The sequence below is a fragment of the Kluyvera georgiana ATCC 51603 genome (assembly GCF_001654985.1).
Classification (GTDB): Bacteria; Pseudomonadota; Gammaproteobacteria; order Enterobacterales; family Enterobacteriaceae; genus Kluyvera; species Kluyvera georgiana.
The window spans coordinates 56,663-83,176 of the sequence record NZ_LXEU01000003.1 but is presented as its reverse complement, the minus strand read 5'-3'; the positions used below and the strand labels follow the sequence as shown (position 1 = coordinate 83,176).

The window sequence follows — 26,514 nt, the reverse complement described above, 5'->3', positions numbered from 1 at the left end:
CCAGGCCCGCCGGATTAGCGGCGGGCTATCGGTCAAAACTTCTGTTTTTTCTCCTCAACTTTGACGCCCTGCGTCGGCAATCCGGTGTCATAATCACGCACCACCGGCGAGTAGCCGTCCTCGGGGCGTGGGCGGAACGCGCCCATCCAGCGCGGCTGCGCCTGCGATCGCCACGGGCGCAGGCTCCACTGGTAGGTACGGAACGGGTCGCGGATGTTATCCATGTAATCCAGCAGCGCATCATGCAGCTCATCGCGCACCGTTGCGTACTGCGGGTCATCAATCAGATTACGCATCTCATCAGGGTCAGCGTGGCGGTCGTACAGCTCATCGCTGGTAAACAGGTTCAGCACCAGCTTGTAGCGGTCGGTCACCCAGCAGCGTACCGGAATAAAACCGCCAAAACTGTCGTGCTCAATCTCGTAGCGGTTGAATTCAACCATCACGCCGCGATCGGCGGCGGCGTCCAGCAGGTTACCGCCGGGCAAAATGTCCGGCTTATCAATCCCCGCCAGCGCCATCATGGTTGGCAGCAGATCGATATGGCTGACCGGCGTGTCTACCTGACGCGGGGTTCCGCCTGGCGCTCGCATAATCAACGGGATACGCGTGATGTCGTCGTACATCGCCGCGCCTTTACTGATGAGCCTGTGCGCCCCCATCATTTCGCCATGATCGGAGGTGTAGATAACCCAGGTGTTATCGCGCTGGGCGGGGGTTAGCGCGTCGATCACCCGGCCTATCTGATCGTCGACAAAATCGTTGCAGGCAAAATACATCGGATGATAATAACGGCCATCCTCCTTCACCGGAGACGGCATAGCCTGCGACCACAAGCGATGGTGCAGCGGTTTGTCGACTAAATCATCATGCGCTTTATCGCCCAGATCGTAGTAAAAATCCTGGTACTTTTGCAGGTACTCCACCGGGCAGGTAAACGGATGATGCGGTTCATCGTAAGAAACCACCATCAGGAACGGTTCGTCACGCTGTGGTGCGTTGGCGAGATAATCTACCGCGCGGTTGCTGATGCGATAGGCCCAGGTAAAGGTTTCATCAATACCGTGCTGCTGTAAATCTTCTATGCTATTCAATCCGTTACGCCACAGGCCGATCTGTTCTTCGCTCAGTTCGCTGAGGTAATTCGCACCGTCGTACCAGTAGTCAGCGTCCCACTCCGGCGGGCATGCGCCGGTACCGAAATAATCATGGCCGTCCAGATGCCATTTACCGATGTAACAGGTTCGATACCCAGCGTCCTTAAAGTAGCGACCCATAGTGGAGATGTTTTTTCCCGGCGCAACGTTATTGGTCCACGGGCCGGACTGGTTGGCATAAATCCCCGTAAACAGCCCGGCGCGAGCGGGCGTGCAAACCGGGCTACAGGTATAGGCGGAGTTGAAGCGGATACCTTCCGCCGCCAGCAAATCAATATGGTTGGTATTCAACGGCTTGCCGCTGTAACAGCCGACCATATTGGTCGCCTGGGTATCGGTCATAATAAATAAGAAATTGGGACGGCTCATGGTTTTTCCTTAACATCGGCAGGACACAACGCGGGTGTGGAGCGACGATTATGTTGCCAGTGGCTGTAAATCAGGTATGCCACCACGGCGGCAGTAATGGCGTAGCTGATAACGGCAATCCAGCGGGTGCTGTAGCCGCCAAACTCGGCTAATCCGGCATAAACGCCAATCATCGCAAACAGAATGCCCACGGAAGCGACCTTCACGTTTCGGTACGGCGTCATGTCCACGGCGAACGCATCCTGGAATTTGAACGGCGTCGCCCGCGGCCAGATAGCGCCAATGAGCAGCATCACCACCACGTTGATGCAGAAGGTGCAGGCCAGCACGTAGAGGAAGTGGAAGTTGAAGTGCACGAGATAATTGATGGTGATATAGCTGACAATCCCCAGCCCCATCGCCACTTTCGCCGCCACGGCAGGAATGCGCGGAAAGAAAAATCCCATGATGATAATGGTCACCAGCGGCACGTTGTAAATCCCGTTGAGCTGCTTCATCCAGCTATATAACCCCTGCGGCGCATTCGCTATCCACGGCGCAACCAGCACCGACACCACGGCAATAAACAGGCCAAACTTTCGCCCAATCCTGACCAGCTGTGCGGACTCAGCCTGTTCATTGATCAGCCGGCGATAAATTCCCATGCTAAACAGCGTACTTGCGCTGTTCAGGAAGCCGTTAAAGGTACTAATGACGGCACCGAACAAAACCGCGCCGAAGAAGCCGACTAGCGGCGTCGGCATGACTTTATTCACCAGCGTGGGGTATGCCATATCGGCGCTCGGCAGATCCTGATACAGATGGAAGGCGATAAGGCCAGGAAGTACCAGAATCAGCGGGTCGAGCATTTTCAACACGGCGGTCAGCAGCGCGCCTTTTTGCCCTTCCGCCAGGCTTTTGGACGCCAGCGTACGCTGGACGATGCCCTGGTTGGTGCACCAGTAGAAGGTATTCACCAGAATCAGCCCGGTAAACGCCGCGCCAATCGGCAGCGGATCGGCGCTGCCCCCAATGGAGTTGAGCTTGTCGGCATGCACGGTGGTCAACTGCTCGATGCCCTGCATAAAGCTGCCTTTCCCCATGGCGATCAGGCCGAATACCGGCACCATCAGGCCACCAATCACCAGCCCGATCCCGTTAATGGAGTCGGCAATCGCCATTGCCCTCATGCCGCCAATAACCGCGTATATAATCCCGGCCAGCCCCAACATGATCACCAGCAGCCAGATTGCCGCGCCCTGGGAAATGCCCAGCGATTCGCCGATATGAAACAGGCTGTTCAGCGCCAGCGCGCCGGAATAGAGAACAATCGGTAAAAAACAGATACCGGTGGCGATAAGAAAGCAGCAGTCGATAATAATGCGGGTGGTTTTGTCGTAACGCTCCTCAAGAAAATCGGGGATGGTGGCAATGCCACGCTGTAGGTAGCGGGGCAGAAAAATCAGCGCCAGGAAAATCAGCGTAACGGCGGATGTCACCTCCCAGCCCATCACAGACATACCGCTTTTGTAGGCCTGCCCGGAGAGCCCGACCAGTTGTTCGGTGGAAAGGTTGGTTAACATCAACGATGCAGCAATCACTGGCGCTTTCAGCGATCTTCCGGCCAGAAAGTATCCCTGCTGCGAGCCCGTATCTACCTTGCGAATTTTCCACCAGGTGATCGCCGCAACCAGCAGCGTAAACCCGACAAAACTCACTATTTGTATCGTATTCATCTTGTAGCCCTTTTCATTATATCCCGCCGCTATCAAGGTCAGAGGAATAGCGTTTTGTCGGGTTTAGGCGATGAGAATCATAAAATAAGAAGCACGGTATCCCTGAACATTCCTTTTTTTGCTAAATTTCACCATTCAGGTTGCAGGCATCATTCGCTGAAGAGATATTAAAATGAATGGAAAAATACGAATTTCGCATGTAAAAAACGAAACCACGTATAATATTCCGTTAGTTCTGGAAGAAAATGTGATCTCAAGCGGGATCTCCCTACTCTCGTTATGGCATACGCTGGCCGATGAGAGCTATCGCGTAAGCTGGCCGCGGGATAAGAAAAAACCACTGATAGCCAACTCCTGGGTAGCAATATATACCCTGCAGGGTTGTGGGAATATTTACCTGAAGAATAATACCCAAATCACCCTCAACGGTAACTGTGTTATTTTCCTTAACCCAATGGAGATAAAATCGTACCACTGCGTTGGTTTAATCTGGGAACAATACTGGATGGAGTTTATTCCAACCACCTTAATGTCTATTCCTATCATGCAATTAGGCATCATTTATAATGGCGATATTTATAATAAAGAAATGAATGAAATTGCTACATTAATTACCAGCGACGATCCACTTAAAAATAATCTGGCCGTCGCCTGCCTCACTAAAATTATTTATCAGTGGATTTGTCTTATTGCCGAAAATGGCAAAAAAGATCGCCAGCTTCTCAAACTGGAAAAACTGATCGCCCTGCTGCACGCTAACCCACAGAAACGCTGGAGCGTTGCCGGGATGGCCGACGAGATGCAGTGTAGCGAACCCTGGCTGCGCCGCCTGTTTGTCCGCTATACCGGTAAAACACCCAAAGAATATTATCTCGACGCCCAGCTTGAGCTGGCGCAATCACTGCTCAAGCAGGAGGGAAATTCGGTGAGTAAAGTGGCAGGAATGCTGAATTTTTTTGACTCATTTCACTTTAGCAAAGCGTTTAAACAGAAGTTTGGCTACGCACCGTCGGCGGTACGGAAAGTTGAAAGCCCGCAGCAAAAATCTGCGGGCTTGACCGATTAGTGCAGCTCTGGCCAATAGTCCTTATTGGCCTCAATCAAATCATCCAGAATGGCTTTCGCTACCGAAGCGCTCGGTACGGTTTTTGACAGCGTAATCGCCTGCCACAACTTCTGGTATGAGCGCTGCTCCCAGGCATCCACCACCAGTTTTTCTACCATCACCTGCTGGCCCATCATCCCTTTCTGGAAGTGCGGGATATCCCCTACCGTCAGCGGTTCCGGGCCGTTATGGCCGACCAGACACGGAATTTCGACCATCGCATCGGCGTCAAAGTTATGAATCGCACCGTTGTTCGGTACGATAAGCAGCATGCGTGCCTGAGTGTTGAAGGCGATGGCCGCCGCCAGATCGACGATGTAAGACGCATGTTCATCGATTTCCAGCTCGCCCGCGGAGGATTGGCCCGCTTCGATAATTGCCCGGCAGGCGCTGAACACATTTTTCTCACGGTGGTCCATCACCTCGTTGGCGCGGGTACGCTCCGGGTTGGAGTGTGCCACGACATAATCCGGGCAAAGGTAATATTTCAGGTAGGTGTTCGGCAGCGTCTCGCTATCAAGCAGACAAACATCCTTCATTTTGACGAACGTATCGTTCCAGCTCGCCTCCGTTGGCGGGACGTCGGTCTGTGGTACATAACCATATTTTTCCGTGTGCGCCCGTAGCATTGGCATCAGATCATTGCCCTGTAAATCTTCTATCGAAGTCCACCAACCGAAATGGTTAAGGCCATAGTAACGGGTACGCAACTGCTTACGATCTTTCAGGCCCGCAATCTGGGCAAAGCGGCTTTCAATACCGATTGGCATATCGCAAATGTTCAGAATTCTGGCGTTCGGACGCAGACGGTTGGTGGCTTCAGCGACAATCGCCGCCGGGTTGGAGTAATTCAGCATCCAGGCATTTGGCGAATATTGCTCCATATAATCCACCAGTTCCAGTACGCCGCCGATCGAGCGCATACCGTAGGCAATACCGCCCGGCCCGCATGTTTCCTGACCCAGCACACCGTGGCGCAGCGGGATTTTTTCATCTTTTTCGCGCATCGGGTACTTGCCCACGCGGATGTGCGCCATCACGAAATCGACATCGGTAAAGGCGGTTTGCGGATCCGTGGTATAGCTAAATTCAATATGCGGTGCCTGTTCCTTGAGGATCACTTTGCAGGCTTCGGCAATCGTCTCCTGCCGCGCACCGTCGTTATCGTAAAATTTCAGCGACCGCAGCGGGAAGCGCTCCTGGTTTGCCAGTAACATCAGCACGATACCTGGGGTAAACGTACTGCCACCGCCAGCGATAACAACTGAGAATTTTTTCATGATACTGCCTCCGTCATGGTGGTTTTTTCGGTTGATAAAGCGTCTTTCATTAAGGTTTCTATCTGGTCGCGAACCTGTGGAACATTCAGCCCAACAATGACCTGAATCGCGTTTCCGTGGCGGACAACGCCATGTGCGCCGAGCGCCTTAAACACGTCATCGCTTTGTGTTTTTTCCGTATCGACCAGCGTGATGCGTAATCGGGTGGCGCAGTTGTTCAGACTGGCAATGTTGGTTGCTCCGCCCAATGCGTGCAGGTAGTCCCCGGCCAGATCGCTTTGTGCGCTTTGCCCACGAGCGGCTTTATAGTCAGCTTTGGTATAGAGCTTGACCTCGCTGTCCTCGCGGCCCGGCGTTTTCAGGTTGAAACGAAGGATCAGGGTACGAAACACCACGAAGTAGATAACGGTGAAACACAGCCCAATGCCGACCTGAGTGAAAATCATGGAGGCATGGTTATTGAACATGGGGATCCAGTCCTGCGGCAGTAACGTGTCAATCAGACCGCCGCCCATATTTCCCACCACGCCGCACATGTACATCACCGTCGCCATGGTGGCCGCCAGTACCGCATGAACGGCAAATAGCATGGGTGAGATAAACAGGAAGGTGAATTCGAGCGGTTCGGTCACGCCAACCAGTACGGCGGTTAATACCGCAGGGATAAGTAGCCCGGCGATTTTTTACGATTTTCTGGCGCGGCAGTGTAATAAAGCGCAAGGGCAATCCCCGGCGTACCAAACATTTTCGAATTCCCAAACAAGCCGAAACCGCCCTCAGGGAATAATGTCTTTAACGGCGTGGTCGTCTGGCTAAATTCCAGCAGATGGTTTGCCCAATAAACCTGAATACCGCCTTCAACCGCCGCAGGCCCAAACATAAAGGGACCATAAACAAAGTGATGCAGACCCGTGGGGATCAAAATACGCTCAAGAAAGGTATAAACCCATACGCCCAGCGATCCGGCGGTACGTAAAAAAGTTTGCAGCGATTCAATACCCATCTGTACCTTTGGCCAACCAAGCAGCGTGAGCCAGGCACAGGGAATCATCACCAGGAAAGCAACCATGACAACAAATGAGGATCCCTGGAATATCCCCAGGAAAACCGGCATCTGTTTGTCGAAATAACGATTATGCAATGCCGTGACAATACCAGAAATAACAATACCGCCAATGATGCTGGTATCGAGTGTTTTAATCCCGGCAATCATCGTTAACCCACTCCCGGCTGTGGGCTCAAGAGAAAAATCAACGCCGAAAAATCCGCCCCAGGTAGTTCCCATAACGTTAATAAAATAGTTCCAGGCTAAAAAACTCACCAACACCGCCAGACAGGCGCGCGCTTGAGCCTTATTAGCAAGACCAATGGGCAAGCCAACAGCAAAAACCAAAGCCATATTTCTGAATACTGTCCAGCCGCCATCACCGATAACATGCACAATTTGTGCGAATAGTGAGTCTGGCGCAGTTAATGCCTCCCCAACAAATGTTGGATTTTGTAACAAAATAGAAATCCCGACAACAATACCAGCAAATGGAAATAAGAGGACCGGGGTGAACATTGCCCCCCCAAAGCGTTGTACTTGACTAAGCATTTTTTAATCCTTATATATTACGCATTAATCCACCGTAAGATTAATAATCCACGAGACAGCACAGCGACGATAAACAATCGGAAAAATAAAATATATTGCTAAAAAAATCTTTGTGACGCAGTTCATGATTTTATTTGGCTAAACCTGTATAGATTTTTTCGTTTTCGCAGACAGGAAAAAACCGTCATGAACCTGAAAGACATAAAATCTATTTTTTACATGGAATTACACATAAAACACGCACTGTTTATGCCAGGAGGAGAGGTCTAGTTATGATCTACAAATCGATTGCTAACCAGCTCAGGATCCGTATTGGCACAGCGGAATATGCCATCGGTAGCGCCCTGCCAGGCGAGCACAAACTGGCAGAAGAGTTTTGTGTTTCAAGAATGACGATTCGCAAAGCCGTTGATTTACTCGTCAACTGGGGGCTTGTTTTCCGTAAGAATGGTAGCGGTACTTATATTTCCCATAAAAATGTTTATCCGGGCACAGAAAACCTTGCTGGATTTTTTGAGTCGATGAAAACACTTAATGACAACTTAACCAGCCAGGTTCTTATTTTTCAGATTCAACCCGCGACGGAAGCAATTGCGATGCAATTAAAAATTCCTACAGGTCATAATGTTTATTATTCCCGGAGAATGCGTTTTGTGAATGGCACGCCGTTAATGCTAGAGGACAGCTATATGCCAGTGCACCTTTTCCGCAATCTCTCCGTATCCCACCTGGAAGGGTCAAAATTCAGGTATATTGAAGAAAGCTGTCATGTTGGAATTAGTGGCAACTATGAATGCTTAACGCCCGTACTGGCAGACAGCAATATTGCTGAACTGCTCCAGGTAAAAGAGAATTCGCCAATACTCTGCATTACCTCCTTAACCTGCAGCAAGAAAAATGAGTTTATTAACTACTCAATTATGTATCGTAATACCAGTGAATACCGTATCGATCATTATGCTTAGGCCGCATGCAACGCAGGCGGCCTAAGCGGGTAGGGTTAGTGCAGTTCCGGCCAATACCCTTTGTTGGCTTCAATTAAATCATCAAGGATAGCCTTCGCCACCGAGGCGCTCGGCACGGTTTTCGACAGCGTTATCGCCTGCCACAACTTCTGGTATGAGCGCTGCTCCCAGGCATCCACCACCAGTTTTTCCACCATCACCTGCTGGCTCATCAACCCTTTCTGGAAGTGCGGAATATCGCCCACCGTCAATGGCTCTGGCCCGTTGTGGCCCACCAGGCAGGGGATTTCTACCATCGCATCGGCGTCAAAGTTATGAATCGCGCCGTTGTTAGGGACAATCAGCAGCATCCGTTCCTGGGTGTTGAAGGCAATGGCCGTTGCCAGATCGACGATGTAAGAAGCGTGCTCATCAATCTCTAAATCGCCCGCGGAGGAGCTGCCGGCAGCGATAATCGCGCGGCAGGCGCTGAACACGTTCTTCTCACGGTGATCCATCACTTCGTTGGCGCGGGTACGCTCTGGGTTTGAATGCGCGACCACGTAGTCCGGGAACAGATAGTATTTCAGGTAGGTATTCGGCATGGTGTCCGGATCCAGCGCCTGCACATCTTTTGCCTTCGCAAAGGTATCGTTCCAGCTGGCTTCAGTGTGTGGATCGTTTGATGGCGGAACATAGCCATATTTAGCGACGTGTTCGCGTAATTTAGGCATCAAATCATTGCCTTCCAAATCCTCAATCGATGTCCACCAGCCAAAGTGATTCAGGCCATAGTAACGAACGCGCATCTGTTTACGATCCTGAAGACCGACAATCTGCGCCATTCGTCCTTCAATGCCGATAGGCATATCGCAGATATTGAGGATTTTAGCGTTCGGACGCAGGCGATTTGTCGCCTCTGCCACAATCGCCGCCGGGTTGGAGTAGTTCAGCATCCAGGCGTTCGGCGAGTATTGCTCCATATAATCCACCAGCTCCAGCACGCCGCCAATCGAGCGCATACCGTAGGCGATGCCGCCCGGCCCACAGGTTTCCTGGCCCAGTACGCCGTGGCGCAGCGGGATTTTTTCATCTTTTTCGCGCATCGGGTATTTGCCCACGCGAATATGCGCCATGACAAAATCGACATCGGTAAAGGCGGTTTCCGGGTCCGTGGTGTAGCTGAATTCGATATCCGGCGCCTGCTCCTTGAGGACAATTTTGCAGGCCTCAGCGATCGTTTCCTGACGCGCGCCGTCGTTGTCATAAAACTTCAGCGAGCGGAGTGGAAAGCGATCCTGATTTGCCAGCAACATCAGAACGATACCGGGTGTAAATGTGCTGCCGCCGCCTGCGATAACAACTGAGAATTTTTTCATGATACAGCCTCTGTCAGAGTGGATTTTTCGGTCGGGAAAGATGTTTTCATTAGCGTTTCAAGCTGGTCGCGTACCTGGGGGACATGCAGGCCGACAATGACCTGAATCGCGTTGCCGTGACGCACAACACCGTGCGCCCCCAGCGCTTTAAAGACGTCATCACTTTGCGTTTTCGCCATATCGTTAAGGCCAATTCGCAGTCGGGTCGCACAGTTATTGATGCTGACGATGTTGGCCGCGCCGCCTAGCGCCTGTAGGTAACCGGCTGCCTGGCCCGGCTTCGCGTCAGGGGCACCTGCGGCGCTGGTTTTGCCGCGTGCGGCCTGGTAATCGGCTTTGCTGTAGAGTTTAATTTCGCTGTCTTCGCGGCCCGGTGTTTTGAGGTTGAAGCGCAGAATGATCGTCCGGAAGACCACGAAATAGAGCGCCGTAAAGCACAGCCCGATGCCTATCTGGATAAACATCATCGACGCATGGTTATGGAACATCGGGATCCAGTTTTGCGGCAGGAACTGATCTAACAGGCCGCCGCCCATATTGCCGACGACGCCACACATATACATCACCGTCGCCATCGTCGCCGCCAGCACGGCGTGAATGGCAAATAACAGCGGCGAGATAAACAGGAAGGTAAATTCAAGCGGCTCGGTGATCCCCACCAATACCGCCGTCAACGTTGCAGGAATCAGCAACCCCGCCACTTTCACCCGGTTTTCAGGCGCAGTGGTGAAGTACATTGCCAGCGCGATACCCACGGAGCCAAACACTTTGGAGTTACCGTGCAGCGCAAACCCACCTTCCGGGAACAGCGTTTTCAACGGTTCGGTGCTTTGACTGAATGCGTGCAGATGCTCTGCCCAGTAAACCTGGATACCGCCTTCGACGACGGCCGGACCAAAAATAAATGGCCCATACACAAAGTGGTGAAGCCCGGTGGGGATAAGAATGCGTTCAAGGAAGGTGTACACCCACACGCCCAGTGCGCCAGCGCTACGTAAGAATGCCTGTAGGGACTCAATACCCATCTGGACTTTCGGCCAGCCGAGCAGCGTCAGCCAGGCGCAGGGAATCATCACCAGGAATGCCACAATCACCACAAATGATGAGCCCTGGAAGATGCCGAGAAAAACAGGCAGCGGTTTATCGAAATAGCGGTTATGCAGCGCGGTGACGATGCCGGAAATCACGATCGCACCGATAATGCTGGTATCGAGTGTTTTAATGCCAGCAATCATCGTCAAACCGCTACCGGCAGTCGGATCGACAGAGAAATCAACGCCGAAAAAGTGTCCCCAGGTCATCCCCATGGCATTGATAAAGTAGTTCCACGTCATGAAGCTTACCAGAACTGCAAGGCAGGCTCGCCCCTGGGCCTGTTTTGCCAGGCCAATGGGCAGGCCAACGGCAAAAATCAGGGGCATGTTGCGGAATACCGTCCAACCGCCCTCTTCAATAATATGAACAATCTGAGCAAATAAATTATCAGGAGCAGTGAGCGCTTCGCCGACAAACATCGGGTTGCGTAGCATGATGGCGATACCCACCACAATCCCGGCAAAAGGAAACAGCAATACCGGGGTAAACATGGCGCCGCCAAAGCGTTGTATTTGACTGAGCATTGAGCAATCCTCATTTAACAACTCGTAGGGTAAGTGGCCTTGTTATGTTCATCTTCGGCCTGCTACGAGAATAAGAATTCGCCCCTCAGACAACATGCGGCCGGGTTGTGATTCGTGATCCCTTTCATGGTTTTAATCAGCACAATGTTGTCTACTTTTTAAGTAATTAATAGACATCTTCAACAGCGCTATTTTTATTCGATTAGTGATGAACGCTTAATCCGCTGTAATAAATTAGTTTTAAATAAGGAACAGCGGTTCATTAATTTCATCCCGGAGACGATAAGAGGTCTAGCTGTGATCTATAAATCCATTGCCGACAGATTGCGTTTACGGCTTAATTCGTCAGATTACAATATTGGCAGCCCGCTGCCGGGGGAGAAAAAGCTGGCAGAAGAGTTCGGCGTGGCACGTATGACCATTCGTAAAGCTATTGACCTGCTTATTGAGTGGGGGCTGGTGGTCAGACGGCACGGCAGCGGAACCTACGTGGCGCATAAAGATATTCATCATGAAACCACCAATTTAACCGGCCTGGTGGAGGTACTGCGCCAACAAGGGAAAGAGGTGACCAGCAAGGTTTTGGTTTTTGAGATGATGCCCGCACCGCCAGCGATCGCCAGCCAGCTAAGAATTCAGATGAACGAACGAATCTATTTCTCACGCCGGGTGCGCTATGTGGATGGCAAACCGCTGATGCTGGAAGACAGCTATATGCCAGTGAAATTGTTCCGTAACCTGTCGCTGGTGCATCTGGAAGGCTCGAAGTTTGATTACATTGAGAAGGATTGCGGGATGACCATTAGCGGCAACTATGAAAGCCTGGCGCCAGTGCTGGCCGATAAGCAGCTGGCGCAGAGCTTAAATGTCCCGGAACAGACGCCGCTGCTCCGTATCACCTCCCTTTCCTACAGCGACAGCGGCGAGTTTCTTAACTATTCCGTGATGTTCCGCAACGCCAGTGAATATCAGGTGGATTACCACCTACGTCGCGTGCAGGCCGTTAACCCATCCCCCAGAACAATACCGCCAGCAGCTGAGGCGTGATAATGCGCAGGAACATCACCAGCGGATATACCGTGGCGTAGGAGAGCGCGGCCGCGCCGTTGGTCGCGTGCAGGTTGTTGGCAAAGGCTAGTGCCGGAGGGTCCGTCATGGAACCAGCCAGCATGCCGCACAGGGTCAGGTAGTTCATTTTGGCAAAAATTCGCGCCAGAATACCGACCGTCAGCAGCGGGATACCGGTGATGAAAATCCCGTAGCCAATCCAGCTTAGCCCTTCGCCGTGAATCAGCGTAGCAACAAAATCGCCGCCGGACTTCAGCCCCACCACCGAGAGGAACAGCACAATCCCCAGTTCGCGCAGCGCCAGGTTAGCGCTCGGCGGCATAAACCAGTAGAGCTTGCCGATGCTGCCGATACGCCCGAGGATCAGCGCCATAATCAGCGGCCCGCCCGCTAGCCCCAGCTTCAATGCCACCGGGAAACCGGGAATAAACAGCGGTACGGAGCCAAGCAGTACGCCGAGTCCGATGCCGATAAACACCGGCAGCATCTGCACCTGCTGGAGTTTTTGCTGGGCGTTACCCAGCTCTGACGCCACCGCGTCAATCGCCGCAGGGCGGCCGACCAGATTGAGGATATCACCAAACTGCAGGCTGGCATTGCTGCTGGCCACCAGCTCCACCCCAGCACGATTCAGGCGTGAGATCACGACGTCATAGCGCTGTTTATAGTGCAGATCGCGGATTTTCTTGCCTAAAACCTTTTCGTTGGTAACAACAACCCTTTCCACTTTCAGGTCGGTCCCACGCGTCGACAGCGAAGTCTCGACCTCTTTACCAATCACCAGCTGCGCGTTATGCAGATCCGCCGCGTCCCCCACCAGGTGCAGCAGGTCTCCGGTTTCAATCAGCGTCGTCGGCGACGGCACCATCAGCGTCTCACCCCGTTTCAGCCGCGAACAGATGATGTTATCGCTGTTGATGACCGGTATATCCTGAATCGCCATACGATTCAGGTTCGTATTTTCGACACGAATATTGATGGTTTTGAGGTGCGAATGGCCGGAACCGGCCTGTTCATCAAACTGCTGGGCCTCTTTTTCTACGTTAATACGAAAGAACAGGCGCACCAGCCACATGGTCAGCAAAATACCGCAGATGCCAAATGGATAGGCCATGGCATAGCTCATCCCCATCTGATCGACCACGCTGAAAGGCTCGCCGAGGTCGCGCAGTATTTGCTGCCCGGCACCCAACGCGGGGGTGTTGGTGACTGCACCGGAGAAAATGCCCAGCACCACGGGAAGCGGAATGGCGAAAATTTTATGCAGCAGGGTAGTGACCAGGCCGCCGAGAATGACAATCAGAATAGCGAAGAGATTCAGCCGCAGGCCGGAGACACGCAGCGAGGCAAAAAAGCCCGGGCCCACCTGAATACCGATAGTGTAGACGAACAGGATCAGACCAAATTCCTGAATAAAATGCAGCATCGGGCTGCTCAGGGTAATCCCCGCCTGATCGACAAAGTGGCCGACGATAATCCCACCAAACAGCACACCGCCAATACCAAAACCGATGCCGCGAATTTTGATATTACCAATCCACAGCCCGACCACCGCCACCAGAGCCAGTACGCTGACCGTCAATGCTATATCACTCATAGTATGTTCCCTGTGAATAACATTAATAACACTATGGATTATGTCTGAGTTGTGGGGGGTTTGTATGTAGTGCGGCGCACATTACTCAGCCAAATGGGGCACGCTATTCGGGCACCGCTTTTCCCTTAGCAGCGATTTTTAAGCGAAATCAAGCGCGGTTCCAACCCCTGCCTGCTGGGCAGTTTCCACTTGGTCTTTATTGTGTCCTTTAAGCTCATTGCGCAAAAAAAGCCCCGATTTCTCGGGGCTAATTGGGCAAATAACGTTAGCTATTCAGTGCCGGGCGCTCGCTGATGGCGATGCGCTGCGGCGCGATAGCTTCCGGCTCGTTGCGGGTTAAATCGATATGCAGCAAGCCGTTAGTAAAGGTGGCACCGGAGACTTCCATATTTTCCGCGAGGGTAAAGCTCAGGCTAAAGGCTTGCATCACCAGGCCCTGGTGCAGCCATTTGGTCTCTTTTTCCTGCGGCTGCGGCGTGCCCTTAACGGTGAGGCGGGTGCCTTCCAGCTGTACGTCCAGATCTTCCTGACGGAACCCGGCTAGCGCCAGCGTAATACGGTAATGGTTATCGTCGCTTTTTTCGATGTTGTACGGCGGGAAGCTCTGGCCTTCGCTGCTGCTTTGCAGCGCGTTCGCCAGTTTGTCGAAGCCGATCCATTGACGCAGCAGAGGGGATAAATCGTAGTTACGCATTGTGTTTCTCCTTCTAAGAAGCGAGTAAATACCTTCCGGCTCCCAATCGGCAAGCCAGTTGATGCACAGGGCCGCGCGGGCGGCCCGCTAGAATTAGTTAATTTCGATACGGCGCGGTTTGTTCGCTTCCGGAATCACGCGTTCCAGTTCGATATACAGCAGGCCGTTCACCAGGTTAGCGCCACGCACGTGGATGTTTTCCGCTAGCTGGAATTTGCGTTCAAAGTTGCGCTCGGCAATACCTTGATAGAGGTAAGTCCGTTCTTTCTGTTCTGCGGCATGCGCGCCTTTTACCACCAGCATGTTGTCCTGGGCGGTAATTTCCAGCTCGCTTTCGGCAAAACCGGCCACGGCAATCGCGATGCGATAGTGGTTTTCGTCAACCAGTTCAACGTTATACGGAGGATAGCCGCCGTTGCTTTGCGTTTGATTGTTTTCTAACAGGTTGAACAGACGGTCAAAACCAATGGCAGAACGGTATAACGGAGATAAGTCGAAGTTACGCATAATCAAATAGCTCCTGAAAATCAGCGAGAATAGTAGACCTTCCATCGTGGACAGGTCGTGAAGCCCGAACACCCCGCAGGCGTGTTCTTCCCGGCTACACCTATAAAATGAGGGGCAAAGAACCTTTTTCAAGCCCCAATGTCTGACTTTTTTTGCACTTTCCCGGATAAGGCTTACACTGGGTGAGAGCACGAAAGGCCAAATTGCGACAGCCGCCACAGAGCGGTAAGTCTGGGCTTTCTATTTTGGCAACGGGTGGCTATAACCCGGAGGAGGAGCTTTTTTATGCTCATAACAACGAAGAGCTCATGATGAAAAATCTGCTGATTAAAACGGCGTTGGTTGGGGGAATCTTCTTGTCAGGAGGATGTTCCAGCGTCATGTCACACACCGGCGGCAAAGAAGGCACTTATCCCGGCACGCGCGCCAGCGCGGAGATGCTGAGCGACGGTGATAACGGCTGGGCCACCAAATCACTGGTCGCCCTTGATATGCCGTTTACGGCGGTGATGGATACCGTGCTGCTGCCGTGGGACTTCTTCCGCAAGGACAGTTCGGTCCGTTCACGGGTTGAAAAGAGCGAGCAGGAGACGCTGGCCACCAATTCGGTGATCCCGCCGGCCCCGATGCCCGCCCAGTAACTCAGTAGCCGGTTCCGGTTACCCACAGCTGGCGAAAGCCAGCCGTTTCTTCCATCCAGGCAATCGATCGTCCGTCGGGCGAGAAAACGACGGCATCCGCCGATGGCTGATTGGCGTGCTTGTCAGTTAAAAAAGTGATTTCGCCACTCGAAGCATCACACCAGGCAATACGCCCTTCCAGCACCATACCCAGCCCATTTCCGGATGGATGCCAGTTAAACGCCGACTGAATGTCGGAGGTATTGTGCGTCAGCTGGCGCGGTTCTCCACCGTCTGGCGAAATCAACCACAACTGCACGACACCGCTGTCATCACGCATTAAAAAGGCAATCTGCGTTCCCTGCGGATCGCTGCGAACCCAGTGGCGCGGAACGTTCACCAGCCCCGGAAATGCACGCTGATGCGTGAAGGTTAGCCGTCGCTGGCGAACGCCCGCGGGCGGCGCAGGAAGCGTGGTGTCGGTCCCCTGCAGCGGCGCATCACCCGCCTGTTTCCAGCCCTGCTCGTCAAACGGTAGCTCAACGAGGAACAGCTCCGGCACTTTCTCACCGGCAAGCGAAACGGTATCGCCTATAAATGCCAGCGCTCGCGAGCCCACCCACCCCTCTTCATAGGCGCGGTTGATGTCATCACTGCCGGGCTGCGGCTGGGCGGTCGTCTGACTGACCAGCACGCACCAGTGGCTGCCGCCGTATTCCCGGGGATGCTGACCGTGGGGCGCTACCGGGCCATAAGGTACGGCGACGCCGACGTTACGCAGGTCCAGCGCCGGATCATATTCGTGCATCACATGGTCATTGTAGGTAAAACTCACGAACTGCCCACAGGGGCTGTAAACGTGAACATGACTCCCGCCGCGCAGTGCGCCGGGCGTATAGGGTGCGGTGATATCCATTGCGTCGAGATTGCGCGTTTCTCCCTGCGCGGTCACCACGCCGCGTCGGTGATGGAAATCATACTGCCAGTCTGCGTCTGGATTTTCCGGCCCATGAATAAAGACGTACTGCTCGGCGGCAGGATGTACCGTCACCACGCCGACGTGCGCACCATGATGGGCGCGATAAATCACCTCAACGTCACCGCTATTGACGTTCACGCGCTCAATCGTTTCGCCGGTAAATGAAGCTCCGGAAGGGCGGACGTCGTAAACCAGCCACTGGCTGTCCGGCGTCCACGTACGGGTATTGGTAATCTGATGATTACGCGGCGCAAAGGTGATTTGTTTCATGGCGGAGTCCCGTTCAAAAGATACCTCGTGGTTTTACCACGCGAACGGACTATTCCATAAATATTTAGCGAAGCTGGTGACGATCCGCCTGCTGTGCGCTGGCCGCCAGCACGGGAAAATCCACCTGCGTGTAATAACGCGCTGGCAACGGCAAATGAACCATATCGGTCGTCGGCCACAGCTGCAGTTCACCCAGCGCGTTGAGCGCCATTCCGTGCCAGCGATGCGGCAGCATCAAGCGCTGCGGCGTCGTCCGTTCACCGGGCACTGGCGTAGGTAGCCGATTATCGCCCATCTGGTAATTACGCTTTAGCACCAGATACTTCTCTGGCACCCGCTTCTGGCTGTTCCACCAGTGGCCGTTGAGCATATCAAAATGAAAGCGAGTGATAGCCGGGGACTGCGCGCCAAGATGCGTCAGTGCCTGGGTAAGAGCCGTCCCCATTGCGGCTTCGTAGACGCCCTGGGAAACCGTCTGACCATCAAGAATCAGGGAGGCCGCCAGGCGCGCGCCCAGCAAGTTAGAATAGAGATCTTCCGGCGAAAAAGCGGAAATACCTTCTGAAAATCCAGGAACAGACTCAAACCCGTACCATTGGGCAATTTCATGCCACTCTGCCACCTGAAACGCCAGATGTGCCGCCAGCCAGGCCGCCAACGTGTAGCGTTCCGCAGGATCTGACGGAGGGGTAAAGGCATTAAAAACCACCCGACGTTGGGCCAGTTCGCTATCCAAATCAAGGGTAAATCGCTGGCCCAATTTCGGCAGCAGCTGGCTGAAGAGATACACCGTCATATCCGCCGTATCGCGCACGTGCGCGGTATCGATAAAACCGCCGCGGGTGGTGTAAAGAATACCGTTGTTCTCACGACTTAAACCGGTAAGATTTTCCAACCCTGCCAGCATCTTATCGTTGTACTGATGCTGCCCAAGGTGCTCTGCGCTCACCACGTTATCCAACTGATATAGCGGTACCGATATCCCCCACAGCGCGGCGTGCAGGTTATAGCCAAAGGCACAGCAAGGGCGAAGCCCTTTTGGTAACGGCTGCGGTGGCATCGCGGGCCACGCGCGAGTCGCCCGGACGGTCGCCTGTGTCGCTAAATCAAGCGGTACCGGCAGCATCGCGTAGCTGCGTGAGACCACGCACAGCGCCAGAAGCAAAAGGGTGTGAATAAACGCCTTCAAAATGCCTCCCCAACCTGAAAATAGAACCCGCTGCTGCCTTTACCGATGCCGTAATCCAGGCGCACGTTCACCCGTGGTTTAAATTCAAAGCGATAGCCGACGCCCGCCGAGGGAAGCCAACGTCCGTTATCCAGCGCGTAAAACGACGGCCCCATAGTGCCCGCGCCAAGCCAGCCAACAACGCCGTGCCGCCAGTCAAGCTTGCGCCGATATTCCAGCTGGCCGCTAACGACATTTTTGTCCCGATAGCGTCCCTCGTAATAACCACGCATTCGCTGGTTGCTGCCAAGTAGCGGCATCATGCTCCATGGGACATCGCCCTGGGTAAACGCGCCATCCATCTCCCACGCCAGCACGTTTTTATCGTCCAGCGAGTGGTAGCGACTGTAGTGCAGCTGATATTCATCAAAGCGGGTATCACTGCCGGTGTCAGGCGTGAAGCGGGTATAGCGCACATCGGCATACTGCCCCTGACGCGGATTGGGAACAAAATCCCGGTCATCCCAGCTCAATTCGATACTGCCGCCGGAGCTCAGCACCGATGCTCCCTGCGCCGTGTGCTCTATTTTCGGCGGATCGCTATCATCCATCTGGGCTGCGTGCTGGGCATTCAGCGACCAGCCGACGCCAAGGTAAACGTTCGGCGCCAGCCGACGGTATAGCGTGGGACGTAAATCCAGAACCTGCGCGGTGTACTGTTCTTTCTGACTGTCTTTATCGCCCGCGGTAAATCCCTGACCCCAGTAGTATGTTGGGGTGTCGGTTAACGCACTATCAAGAAAGAAACGCCAGCGATCGTCGGCGAAAAAGGCATAATTTTGCATCGTCAGGCCAAATGCGCCGGTTGAGCTAAAATAGCCGCTAAGCGTCAGCGTCGAGTTCTGGCTGACCGTGTCGTTGGGGTCAGGGCGATACATGCCGACGACCGCGGTACCGATCCCCAGCCCCAATTCAGGGGTGTAGAACGGCCCCGGCATGACGCCCCAGTCGATACCTTTGCTGGCATCGAAGTTATCGCTGGCTCCTAGCTTTTGCAGCCAGCCATCAACCTCGCTGCGGCTTGGCAGCGCGGCCTGCGTCAAGGACGCAAACAGGCAGAGACAAAAGAGGAGGCCGGCGCGGATCAAAAGCGATACTCTCCGGCAACAAATAAGCTGTTACGTTCCGCGAAGCCTATCTCGGTGGTGACGTTAAAGTTAGCCGTCAGCTCGTACTGCGCGCCCACCAGCATGTTCCACGGGGACTGTAGATGCTGTTTCACATCAAAGCGGCCTTTACCCTCTTTGTTGGCCAGATTCACCATATCCTGTAGGGCGGTTGATGGCATCGTCAGATCATTGAGGCTGCCTTTAAATTCCTGCTGCACGTCCTGATACATGCTGCCAACCCACAGGTTTAATTTACCCGCGGGGAGATGCAGTGCATCACTGCCCGGCGTACTGAAGCGGTAGCCAAGGCGCGGAGAAAGGGTAAAGGCATTAATGCTACCGTCCAGGATATCGAACCGAGTTTGCGTGTAGTTAGCGTCGAAAGCGGTAAACCAGTTACCTATCCCGCCAACCAGCGTGGTGCCCACTCCGTAAGTCGTGCCTTTAAAGTCGAGCTGGAAAGCCAGATTTTGCAAATTGCCGGGATAGTGGTACTTACGCGGCCCTTTAATCCCCACGCCAATCTGCGACACAGAGTGCCCATCGGTATAGCCAACCAGCCCATAAACATTCATAAACGGCAGCAGCCAGGCGTCCAGCTTGAGCGTTTCGGTTTTGCTGCGTTCGCGAGTTTTACCGACGTTGATTTTAAAGGCATTGTCCAGCGAGTGGCTACGCAGAGACAATCCGTTAAAGTTGATACTATCTACATCAATATTCTGTCGAATATTCATGTAGTTAATATTCACACCAAAGGTTTGCGGTAATTCATAACCGCGCTTCGTCACCCCAAAACGGTAAAACGTGATGTTTCACTTCAGCAACTTGCGTTGTGTTTTCGTGCAAAGGCGTGGCCTGGTTATCATCCTGATAGCTATACAGGGGCGTCAAATCCGTGGCGGCAGTGGCCTGAAATACCATGCAGGATGACGTCATCAGCACCAGGCAGATGCATTTGTTATTCATAGAAAAAACGTAATTACAGGCAGAAGATACCTGGGGGATAAAAGAGGGGGTGGAGATTATAGAAGTTACGTCTTATTTGGAGGGATTTATGTGCGATTTCACACCTGATAATACAAAGATGCGTTTTATAACATTCTTAATATTGATGCCCGACGAGCGCCGGGCATCATAAGGATTACGCGAGAACGTATTTCTCGATGGCCCAGGCTACGCCGTCTTCCAGGTTCGATTTAGTCACAAAGTTCGCCGCTTCTTTGACTGCCGGAATCGCGTTATCCATCGCCACGCCAACGCCAGCGTACTCGATCATCGCAATGTCGTTTTCCTGGTCGCCAATGGCCATGATCTCTTCTTGCTTAATACCCAGCACCTCGGCCAGCGACTTCACGCCGGTCCCCTTATTGACGCGCTTATCAAGAATTTCGAGGAAGTACGGCGAGCTTTTCAGTACGGTGTATTTTTCTTTTACTTCCGCCGGAATACGGGCTATCGCCTGGTCGAGGATGGCCGGCTCGTCGATCATCATCACCTTCAGAAACTCGATGGAGGGATCCATTTTCTCGGCTTCGCAGAACACTAGAGGGATAGTGGCAACAAAGGATTCATGCACCGTGTAGTAACTGATATCGCGGTTAGCGGTGTACAGCGTGTTGCGATCCAGCGCGTGGAAGTGGGAACCCACCTTGCGGGACAGCTCTTCCAGGAAGCGATAGTCATCGTACTTAAGCGCGGTCTGCGCCACGGTGCTTCCGTCACCCGCCTTCTGGACCAGCGCGCCGTTGTAGGTGATGCAGTAATCTCCCGGCTCGTTCATGCCCAGTTCTTTCAGGTAGCTGTGCACGCCAGCGTAGGGACGCCCGGTGGTCAGAACCACGTTAACCCCTTTTGCGCGTGCCGCCGCGAGAGCGTTTTTCACCGCAGGAGAGATAGTGTGGTCCGGCAACAGCAATGTTCCGTCCATGTCGATTGCGATCAGTTTAATAGCCATGAGATCCCCAGGTTAAATGAGCCTACCCTCATGCTAACTCGATTTAGCGCAAAAAACAGCAGCAAAGACGGCCTAAAACGGGGATACAACGCATTGCGCGTTCTCCCCTTTTGTATGGCCTAGCCAAATAACTTACCGCCCTTGAGCAGGTCCATTCCGGCGGACAACAGGTCGTTATGCGCCTGTGGATCGACCTCACCCTTTGGCGAGAGCGCATCAACAATTTTTGGCAGATATTCCGCCAGCATCGTTGAGGCGGAACTGGCGTCCGTACCGAGTTTTTCGCCCAAATCCGACACGGCGGACGTTCCGAACGCCGACACCACCTGGTCACTGCTAATAGGTTGATTGTTATGCTTATTGCTGATCCAGGATGATACTATGTCACCCAAGCCACCGTTTTGTAGCTTCTCCAACAGTACCTGAATCCCACCCTGCTCGTTTACCCAGTTCAGGACAGCCTGGTATTTACCCGCATCACCATTGAGAAGCGAGCCGACAACATCATCAAACAGCCCCATTTTCCACCTCGAATTACGCAAAAGAGAAGACGTAGTGAAGTATAGTTCGCGTACGCAAGGCATAAAAAAACGCCTGAAAAAATTCAGGCGTTTTTAATCTGTAGGCCTGATAAGCGTAGCGCCATCAGGCTCAATGCAGCACATTGCCGGATGGCGGCGTAAACGCCTTATCCGACCTACAGCGTTAGATATCGATGTTCGCCGCTTTCAGGGCGTTCTCTTCGATAAACGCACGACGCGGTTCAACAGCATCGCCCATCAGGGTGGTGAACAGCTGGTCAGCGGCAATCGCATCTTTCACGGTAACGCGCAGCATGCGGCGGCTGTCCGGGTCCATGGTGGTTTCCCACAGCTGATCCGGGTTCATCTCGCCCAGACCTTTATAACGCTGAATCGCAAGGCCACGACGGGACTCTTTTACCAGCCAATCCAGCGCCTGCTCGAAGCTGGCAACCGGCTGGCGGCGTTCGCCACGTTCAATGAACGCATCTTCTTCCACCAGACCACGCAGCTTCTCGCCCAGCGTGAAGATACGACGGTATTCAGCACCGTTAACGAATTCGCTATCCAGCACGTAGTCGGTATCTACGCCGTGGGTACGCACGCGGATAATCGGCTCGAAATGCTGCTGTTCAGCATTGTGCTGAATATCAAACTTCCACTGGCTGCCGTGCTGTTCTTTTTCGTTCAGTTCGGTCACCAGCGCGTTCACCCAACGCGTGACTTTCTGTTCGTCAGAGAGGTCGGCATCCACCAGCGTTGGCTGATAGATAAGCTCTTTCAGCAGCGCTTTCGGGAAGCGACGTTCCATACGGTTGATCATTTTCTGCGTGCCGTTGAACTCGGCTACCAGGCGTTCCAGCGGTTCGCCAGCCAGAGCCGGAGCGCTGGCGTTGGTGTGCAGGGTTGCACCATCAAGCGCAATGGAAATCTGGTACTGATCCATTGCTTCGTCATCTTTAATGTACTGTTCCTGCTTGCCTTTCTTCACTTTGTACAGCGGTGGCTGTGCAATGTAGACGTGGCCACGTTCAACGATTTCCGGCATCTGACGATAGAAGAAGGTCAACAGTAGCGTACGAATGTGCGAGCCGTCGACGTCCGCATCGGTCATGATGATGATGCTGTGGTAACGCAGTTTGTCCGGGTTGTACTCGTCGCGACCGATGCCGCAGCCCAGCGCGGTAATCAGCGTAGCCACTTCCTGAGAGGAGAGCATCTTGTCGAAGCGCGCTTTCTCAACGTTGAGGATTTTACCCTTCAGCGGCAGAATCGCCTGGTTCTTACGGTTACGCCCCTGCTTTGCAGAGCCGCCCGCGGAGTCCCCTTCCACAAGGTACAGTTCAGACAGCGCCGGGTCGCGTTCCTGGCAGTCGGCCAGTTTGCCCGGCAGGCCCGCTAAGTCGAGCGCGCCTTTACGACGGGTCATTTCACGGGCTTTACGCGCCGCTTCACGCGCGCGTGCCGCATCGATAATTTTACCGACCACGATTTTCGCGTCGGACGGGTTTTCCAGCAGGTATTCAGCCAGCAGTTCGTTCATCTGCTGCTCAACCGCCGATTTCACCTCAGAGGAGACCAGCTTGTCTTTGGTCTGGGAGGAGAACTTCGGATCCGGCACCTTCACGGAAACCACCGCAATCAGGCCTTCACGGGCATCGTCACCGGTGGCGCTGACTTTGGCTTTTTTGCTGTAGCCTTCTTTGTCCATGTAGGCGTTCAGCGTACGGGTCATCGCCGCACGGAAGCCTGCAAGGTGAGTACCGCCATCACGCTGCGGAATGTTGTTGGTGAAGCAGTAGATGTTTTCCTGGAAACCATCGTTCCACTGCAGCGCAACTTCAACGCCGATACCGTCTTTTTCGGTGGAGAAATAGAAGATATTCGGGTGAATTGGCGTTTTGTTCTTGTTGAGATACTCAACGAACGCCTTGATGCCGCCTTCGTAGTGGAAATGATCTTCTTTGCCGTCGCGTTTGTCGCGCAGACGGATGGACACGCCGGAGTTCAGGAACGACAGCTCGCGCAGACGTTTTGCCAGGATGTCATATTCGAATTCGGTAACGTTGGTGAAAGTTTCATAGCTAGGCCAGAAACGCACCATGGTACCGGTTTTTTCGGTATCACCCGTGACGGCCAGCGGTGCCTGCGGCACGCCGTGCTCATAGATCTGGCGGTGAACTTTGTTATCGCGCTGGATAACCAGTTCCAGCTTCTGGGACAGGGCGTTAACGACCGAGACGCCTACGCCGTGCAGACCGCCGGACACTTTATAGGAGTTATCATCGAATTTACCGCCGGCGTGCAGCACGGTCATGATAACTTCCGCTGCGGAGACGCCCTCTTCCGGGTGAATACCGGTTGGGATGCCGCGGCCATCATCCTGTACGGAGACGGAGTTGTCGCTGTGGATGGTGACGATGATATCTTTGCAGTAACCAGCGAGCGCTTCGTCGATAGCGTTATCCACAACCTCGAATACCATGTGGTGCAGACCGGTGCCGTCATCCGTGTCGCCGATATACATACCCGGGCGCTTACGCACCGCATCCAGCCCTTTCAGGACTTTGATACTGGAGGAGTCATAAGAATTCGACATCAACGTTTCTCGCTCATTTAATCTTGGGTTAATCCGTTATTTTACCCTTTTCCACGGTAAACATCTTCGAATTTTCATCGGACATGTCCAGAACGTGTTCAGCGCTAATGGCGCTGACGAAAACCTGTGACTGCGTGGCTTTTAAACGGCTGGCCAGCAGGCCACGCCGCGCGTCATCAAGTTCCGAGGCAAAATCATCTATCAGGTACAGGCAGCGTCTGCCGCTCTCGCGGGTTAGAAACTCGCCCTGTGCCAGGCGTAACGCGCACATCAGCAGCTTAAGCTGCCCGCGCGATAAGGTGTCTTCCACCGGCGCGCCGTCGGCGCGAATGCGGAAGTCCGCCTTGTGCGGGCCGTGTGCCGTGTAGGTCAGCATACGGTCGCGTTCGAAGTTTCTCTCCAGCACTTCGGCATAATCGGTTTCTTTCTCCCAGCCGCGCTGGAAGGAGAAGGTCAAAGAGAACTCCGGGAGAAATTGTTTGCAGGTATCCGCCATATCTTCGGCGATACCGGCGCTGTATTCCGCGCGCCAGCGGCTAATTTGCTCGGCCAGCGGGATAAGTTCGAGATCCCATGGACGCAGCTGCGCGTAGCGGCTCACCTGGCGCAGCGCGGCATTACGCTGCTTGAGCAGACGCTTCAGGTTGCTCCAGGCGTTGAAGAATCCGGCTTCGTTGTGGAAGCATCCCCAATCAAGGAACGCTCTTCTGTATTTAGGGCCGCCGTTGAGTAAAGTAAACCCCTCGGGCGTAATCAGCTGCATCGGCATCAGCAGCGCCAGCTCGGCGACCTTGTGGCCGTCAGTGCCGTCAATGCGCACTTTGCTGTCACCCTGTTTGTCTTTGGTCAGGCCGATTGACGTTTCGCGCTCTGCGCCCTGTAAACGACCATGCAGCACGAAAGATTCCTGCTCGTGGCGAATCACGCGGCCAATCTGCAAACTGCGAAACGCCCGGCCATGGCCGAGCGTATAGATGGCTTCCAGCACGCTGGTTTTGCCGCTGCCGTTGGCGCCAACCAGGAAGTTAAAGCCGGGGGATAAAGCAAGATCCGCGTTTTCAATATTGCGAAAATCGCGGATCAACAGACGGGTGAGCGACATTACAGTCTCATTGGCATAACAACGTAGGCAGCACTCTGAGACGCCGCATCTTCAATCTGTACGCTGGACACGGAGTCAGTCAGCATGATGCGCACATTTTCGCATTTCAGCGCATTGAGCACGTCCAGTACGTAGCTGACGTTAAAACCGATTTCAAGCTCGGTTCCTGGATAGGTGACATCCAGGATCTCTTCCGCTTCTTCCTGTTCCGGGTTATTAGCGGTGATTTTCAGCTGGTTTTCGCTAACGTACAGACGCACGCCGCGGAATTTCTCGTTCGAGAGAATCGCCGCGCGGGCAAACGCCTGCTTAAGAATATCGCAGCCCGCTTCCAGGTGTTTATCCGGGTTCTTCGGCAATACGCGGCGATAATCAGGGAAACGACCATCAACCAGCTTAGAAGTAAAGATAAAGTCACCCACGTGCGCGCGGATGTTGTTGCTGCCGATCTGCACGCGCAGCGGCGTATCGCCACCGTCGAGCATACGCATCAGTTCAATGACGCCTTTACGCGGCACGATCACCGAATGGCTCGGCAGGGACTGGCCCACCGGCATAGAGCAGACTGCCAGACGGTGGCCGTCGGTCGCCACGGTACGCAGCTCTTCGCCTTCGGTTTCGAACAGCATACCGTTTAAGTAATAACGCACATCCTGATGGGCCATCGAGAACTGGGTAGCTTCAATCAGGCGTTTCATCGTGGCCTGCGGCAGCGTGAATTCCACGTCGCTCTGCCAGTCGTCAAGATTCGGGAAGTCGGCGGCAGGCAGCGTAGACAGCGAGAAGCGGCTACGGCCAGAGCGCACCAGCATACGGTCGCCTTCCAGCTGGACGGCGATTTCCGCGCCTTCCGGCAAGCCGCGGCAAATATCGAAGAATTTACGCGCCGGGACGGTAGTCGCGCCCGGTTCATGTGCCTGCAGCAGCGCCACGCGCGCTACCATTTCCATTTCCAAATCGGTACCGGTCAGCGACAGCGTGCCGTCCGCGACCTGCAGCAGCAGGTTACCCAGAATCGGCAATGTCGGACGCCCGCCTAACGGGCCACTCACCTGTTGTAACGGTTTTAATAAATGTTCACGTTCTACGGTAAATTTCATA

At 53.7% G+C, this 26,514-nt stretch carries 20 protein-coding genes, 2 pseudogenes and 1 other annotated feature; of the genes and pseudogenes, 4 read left to right on the top strand and 18 right to left on the bottom strand.

The genetic code is table 11. The features are described from left to right. Positions 1-32 precede the first annotated feature (32 nt). A complete protein-coding gene (locus tag M989_RS00830) occupies positions 33-1,526 on the bottom strand; it encodes a sulfatase-like hydrolase/transferase (RefSeq protein WP_064540722.1) in 1,494 nt (497 codons plus the stop codon). Then, complete coding sequence (locus M989_RS00825; protein ID WP_064540719.1) at positions 1,523-3,241, bottom strand: solute:sodium symporter family transporter; 1,719 nt, start codon at positions 3,239-3,241, stop codon at positions 1,523-1,525. The genes M989_RS00830 and M989_RS00825 overlap by 4 nt, the downstream gene beginning before the upstream one ends. Positions 3,242-3,413: 172 nt before the next feature. On the opposite strand from M989_RS00825, the gene M989_RS00820 reads away from it, so the two are divergent. Further along, on the top strand, positions 3,414-4,307 hold the full coding sequence (locus tag M989_RS00820; protein ID WP_064540716.1) for a helix-turn-helix transcriptional regulator: 894 nt from the start codon (positions 3,414-3,416) through the stop codon (positions 4,305-4,307). Here the strand turns inward: M989_RS00820 and M989_RS00815 are convergent. After that, positions 4,304-5,626, bottom strand: a complete 1,323-nt coding sequence (locus tag M989_RS00815; RefSeq protein WP_064540713.1) for a 6-phospho-alpha-glucosidase — start codon at positions 5,624-5,626, stop codon at positions 4,304-4,306. The two genes, M989_RS00820 and M989_RS00815, sit on opposite strands and share 4 nt — an antisense overlap. After that, a pseudogene (locus tag M989_RS00810) lies at positions 5,623-7,223 on the bottom strand (alpha-glucoside-specific PTS transporter subunit IIBC). The gene M989_RS00815 and the pseudogene M989_RS00810 overlap by 4 nt, the downstream one beginning before the upstream one ends. A gap of 272 nt (positions 7,224-7,495) precedes the next feature. Here M989_RS00810 and M989_RS00805 point away from each other — a divergent pair. Next, positions 7,496-8,188, top strand: coding sequence for a GntR family transcriptional regulator (locus M989_RS00805; protein WP_064540710.1), 693 nt, complete (start codon positions 7,496-7,498; stop codon positions 8,186-8,188). A 35-nt stretch (positions 8,189-8,223) separates the two neighbouring features. Here the strand turns inward: M989_RS00805 and M989_RS00800 are convergent, their stop codons facing one another. Both M989_RS00800 and M989_RS00795 read right to left on the bottom strand, forming a co-directional pair. Further along, positions 8,224-9,546: a 6-phospho-alpha-glucosidase gene (locus M989_RS00800; protein ID WP_064540707.1), complete on the bottom strand. Its 1,323-nt coding sequence runs from the start codon at positions 9,544-9,546 to the stop codon at positions 8,224-8,226. Then, positions 9,543-11,165, bottom strand: coding sequence for an alpha-glucoside-specific PTS transporter subunit IIBC (locus M989_RS00795; RefSeq protein WP_064540705.1), 1,623 nt, complete (start codon positions 11,163-11,165; stop codon positions 9,543-9,545). The genes M989_RS00800 and M989_RS00795 overlap by 4 nt, the downstream gene beginning before the upstream one ends. Before the next feature lie 297 nt (positions 11,166-11,462). On the opposite strand from M989_RS00795, the gene M989_RS00790 reads away from it, so the two are divergent. After that, complete coding sequence (locus M989_RS00790) at positions 11,463-12,212, top strand: GntR family transcriptional regulator (protein ID WP_064540702.1); 750 nt, start codon at positions 11,463-11,465, stop codon at positions 12,210-12,212. Here the strand turns inward: M989_RS00790 and M989_RS00785 are convergent. The 3 genes from M989_RS00785 to ibpA form a co-directional block, all read right to left on the bottom strand. Further along, positions 12,169-13,830 (bottom strand): putative transporter, encoded by a 1,662-nt coding sequence (locus M989_RS00785; protein WP_064540700.1) that lies wholly within the window; start codon positions 13,828-13,830, stop codon positions 12,169-12,171. The genes M989_RS00790 and M989_RS00785 overlap by 44 nt on opposite strands. 265 nt (positions 13,831-14,095) lie before the next feature. Further along, positions 14,096-14,524 (bottom strand): small heat shock chaperone IbpB, encoded by a 429-nt coding sequence (gene ibpB / locus M989_RS00780; protein WP_064540697.1) that lies wholly within the window; start codon positions 14,522-14,524, stop codon positions 14,096-14,098. Between the two features lie 93 nt (positions 14,525-14,617). Continuing rightward, on the bottom strand, positions 14,618-15,031 hold the full coding sequence (gene ibpA / locus M989_RS00775; protein WP_015343937.1) for a small heat shock chaperone IbpA: 414 nt from the start codon (positions 15,029-15,031) through the stop codon (positions 14,618-14,620). After that, positions 15,025-15,099 (bottom strand) — a sequence feature (ROSE (Repression Of Heat Shock gene Expression) occurs in the 5'-region of heat shock genes and acts as an RNA thermometer to modulate expression.). It overlaps the preceding gene by 7 nt. A gap of 243 nt (positions 15,100-15,342) precedes the next feature. Between ibpA and M989_RS00770 the strand changes: the two genes are divergently transcribed. Then, on the top strand, positions 15,343-15,672 hold the full coding sequence (locus M989_RS00770; RefSeq protein WP_064540815.1) for a YceK/YidQ family lipoprotein: 330 nt from the start codon (positions 15,343-15,345) through the stop codon (positions 15,670-15,672). A 1-nt stretch (position 15,673) separates the two neighbouring features. On the opposite strand, the gene M989_RS00765 is transcribed toward M989_RS00770, so the two are convergent. The 9 genes and pseudogenes from M989_RS00765 to dnaN all read right to left on the bottom strand — a co-directional run bounded on the left by M989_RS00765 (position 15,674) and on the right by dnaN (position 26,513). Next, positions 15,674-16,900, bottom strand: a complete 1,227-nt coding sequence (locus tag M989_RS00765) for a YidR family protein (protein WP_064540694.1) — start codon at positions 16,898-16,900, stop codon at positions 15,674-15,676. Positions 16,901-16,964: 64 nt separating this feature from the next. Further along, positions 16,965-18,089 (bottom strand): DUF4056 domain-containing protein, encoded by a 1,125-nt coding sequence (locus M989_RS00760; RefSeq protein ID WP_064540690.1) that lies wholly within the window; start codon positions 18,087-18,089, stop codon positions 16,965-16,967. Further along, on the bottom strand, positions 18,086-19,171 hold the full coding sequence (locus M989_RS00755; RefSeq protein WP_425337820.1) for a BamA/TamA family outer membrane protein: 1,086 nt from the start codon (positions 19,169-19,171) through the stop codon (positions 18,086-18,088). The genes M989_RS00760 and M989_RS00755 overlap by 4 nt, the downstream gene beginning before the upstream one ends. A 41-nt stretch (positions 19,172-19,212) precedes the next feature. Further along, a pseudogene (locus M989_RS00750) lies at positions 19,213-20,203 on the bottom strand (hypothetical protein). 175 nt (positions 20,204-20,378) lie between these two features. After that, a complete protein-coding gene (gene yidA / locus M989_RS00745) occupies positions 20,379-21,191 on the bottom strand; it encodes a sugar-phosphatase (protein WP_064540683.1) in 813 nt (270 codons plus the stop codon). A 119-nt stretch (positions 21,192-21,310) separates the two neighbouring features. Further along, positions 21,311-21,712, bottom strand: a complete 402-nt coding sequence (locus M989_RS00740; protein ID WP_064540681.1) for a YidB family protein — start codon at positions 21,710-21,712, stop codon at positions 21,311-21,313. Positions 21,713-21,896: 184 nt separating this feature from the next. Further along, positions 21,897-24,311 (bottom strand): DNA topoisomerase (ATP-hydrolyzing) subunit B, encoded by a 2,415-nt coding sequence (gyrB, locus tag M989_RS00735; RefSeq protein ID WP_064540678.1) that lies wholly within the window; start codon positions 24,309-24,311, stop codon positions 21,897-21,899. 28 nt (positions 24,312-24,339) lie between these two features. After that, entirely contained in the window at positions 24,340-25,413 is a 1,074-nt protein-coding gene (recF, locus tag M989_RS00730) for a DNA replication/repair protein RecF (protein ID WP_064540675.1), read from the bottom strand. Continuing rightward, positions 25,413-26,513, bottom strand: a complete 1,101-nt coding sequence (gene dnaN, locus M989_RS00725) for a DNA polymerase III subunit beta (protein ID WP_064540673.1) — start codon at positions 26,511-26,513, stop codon at positions 25,413-25,415. Before dnaN ends, recF begins: the two co-directional genes overlap by 1 nt. Between the last annotated feature and the right edge of the window lies 1 nt (position 26,514).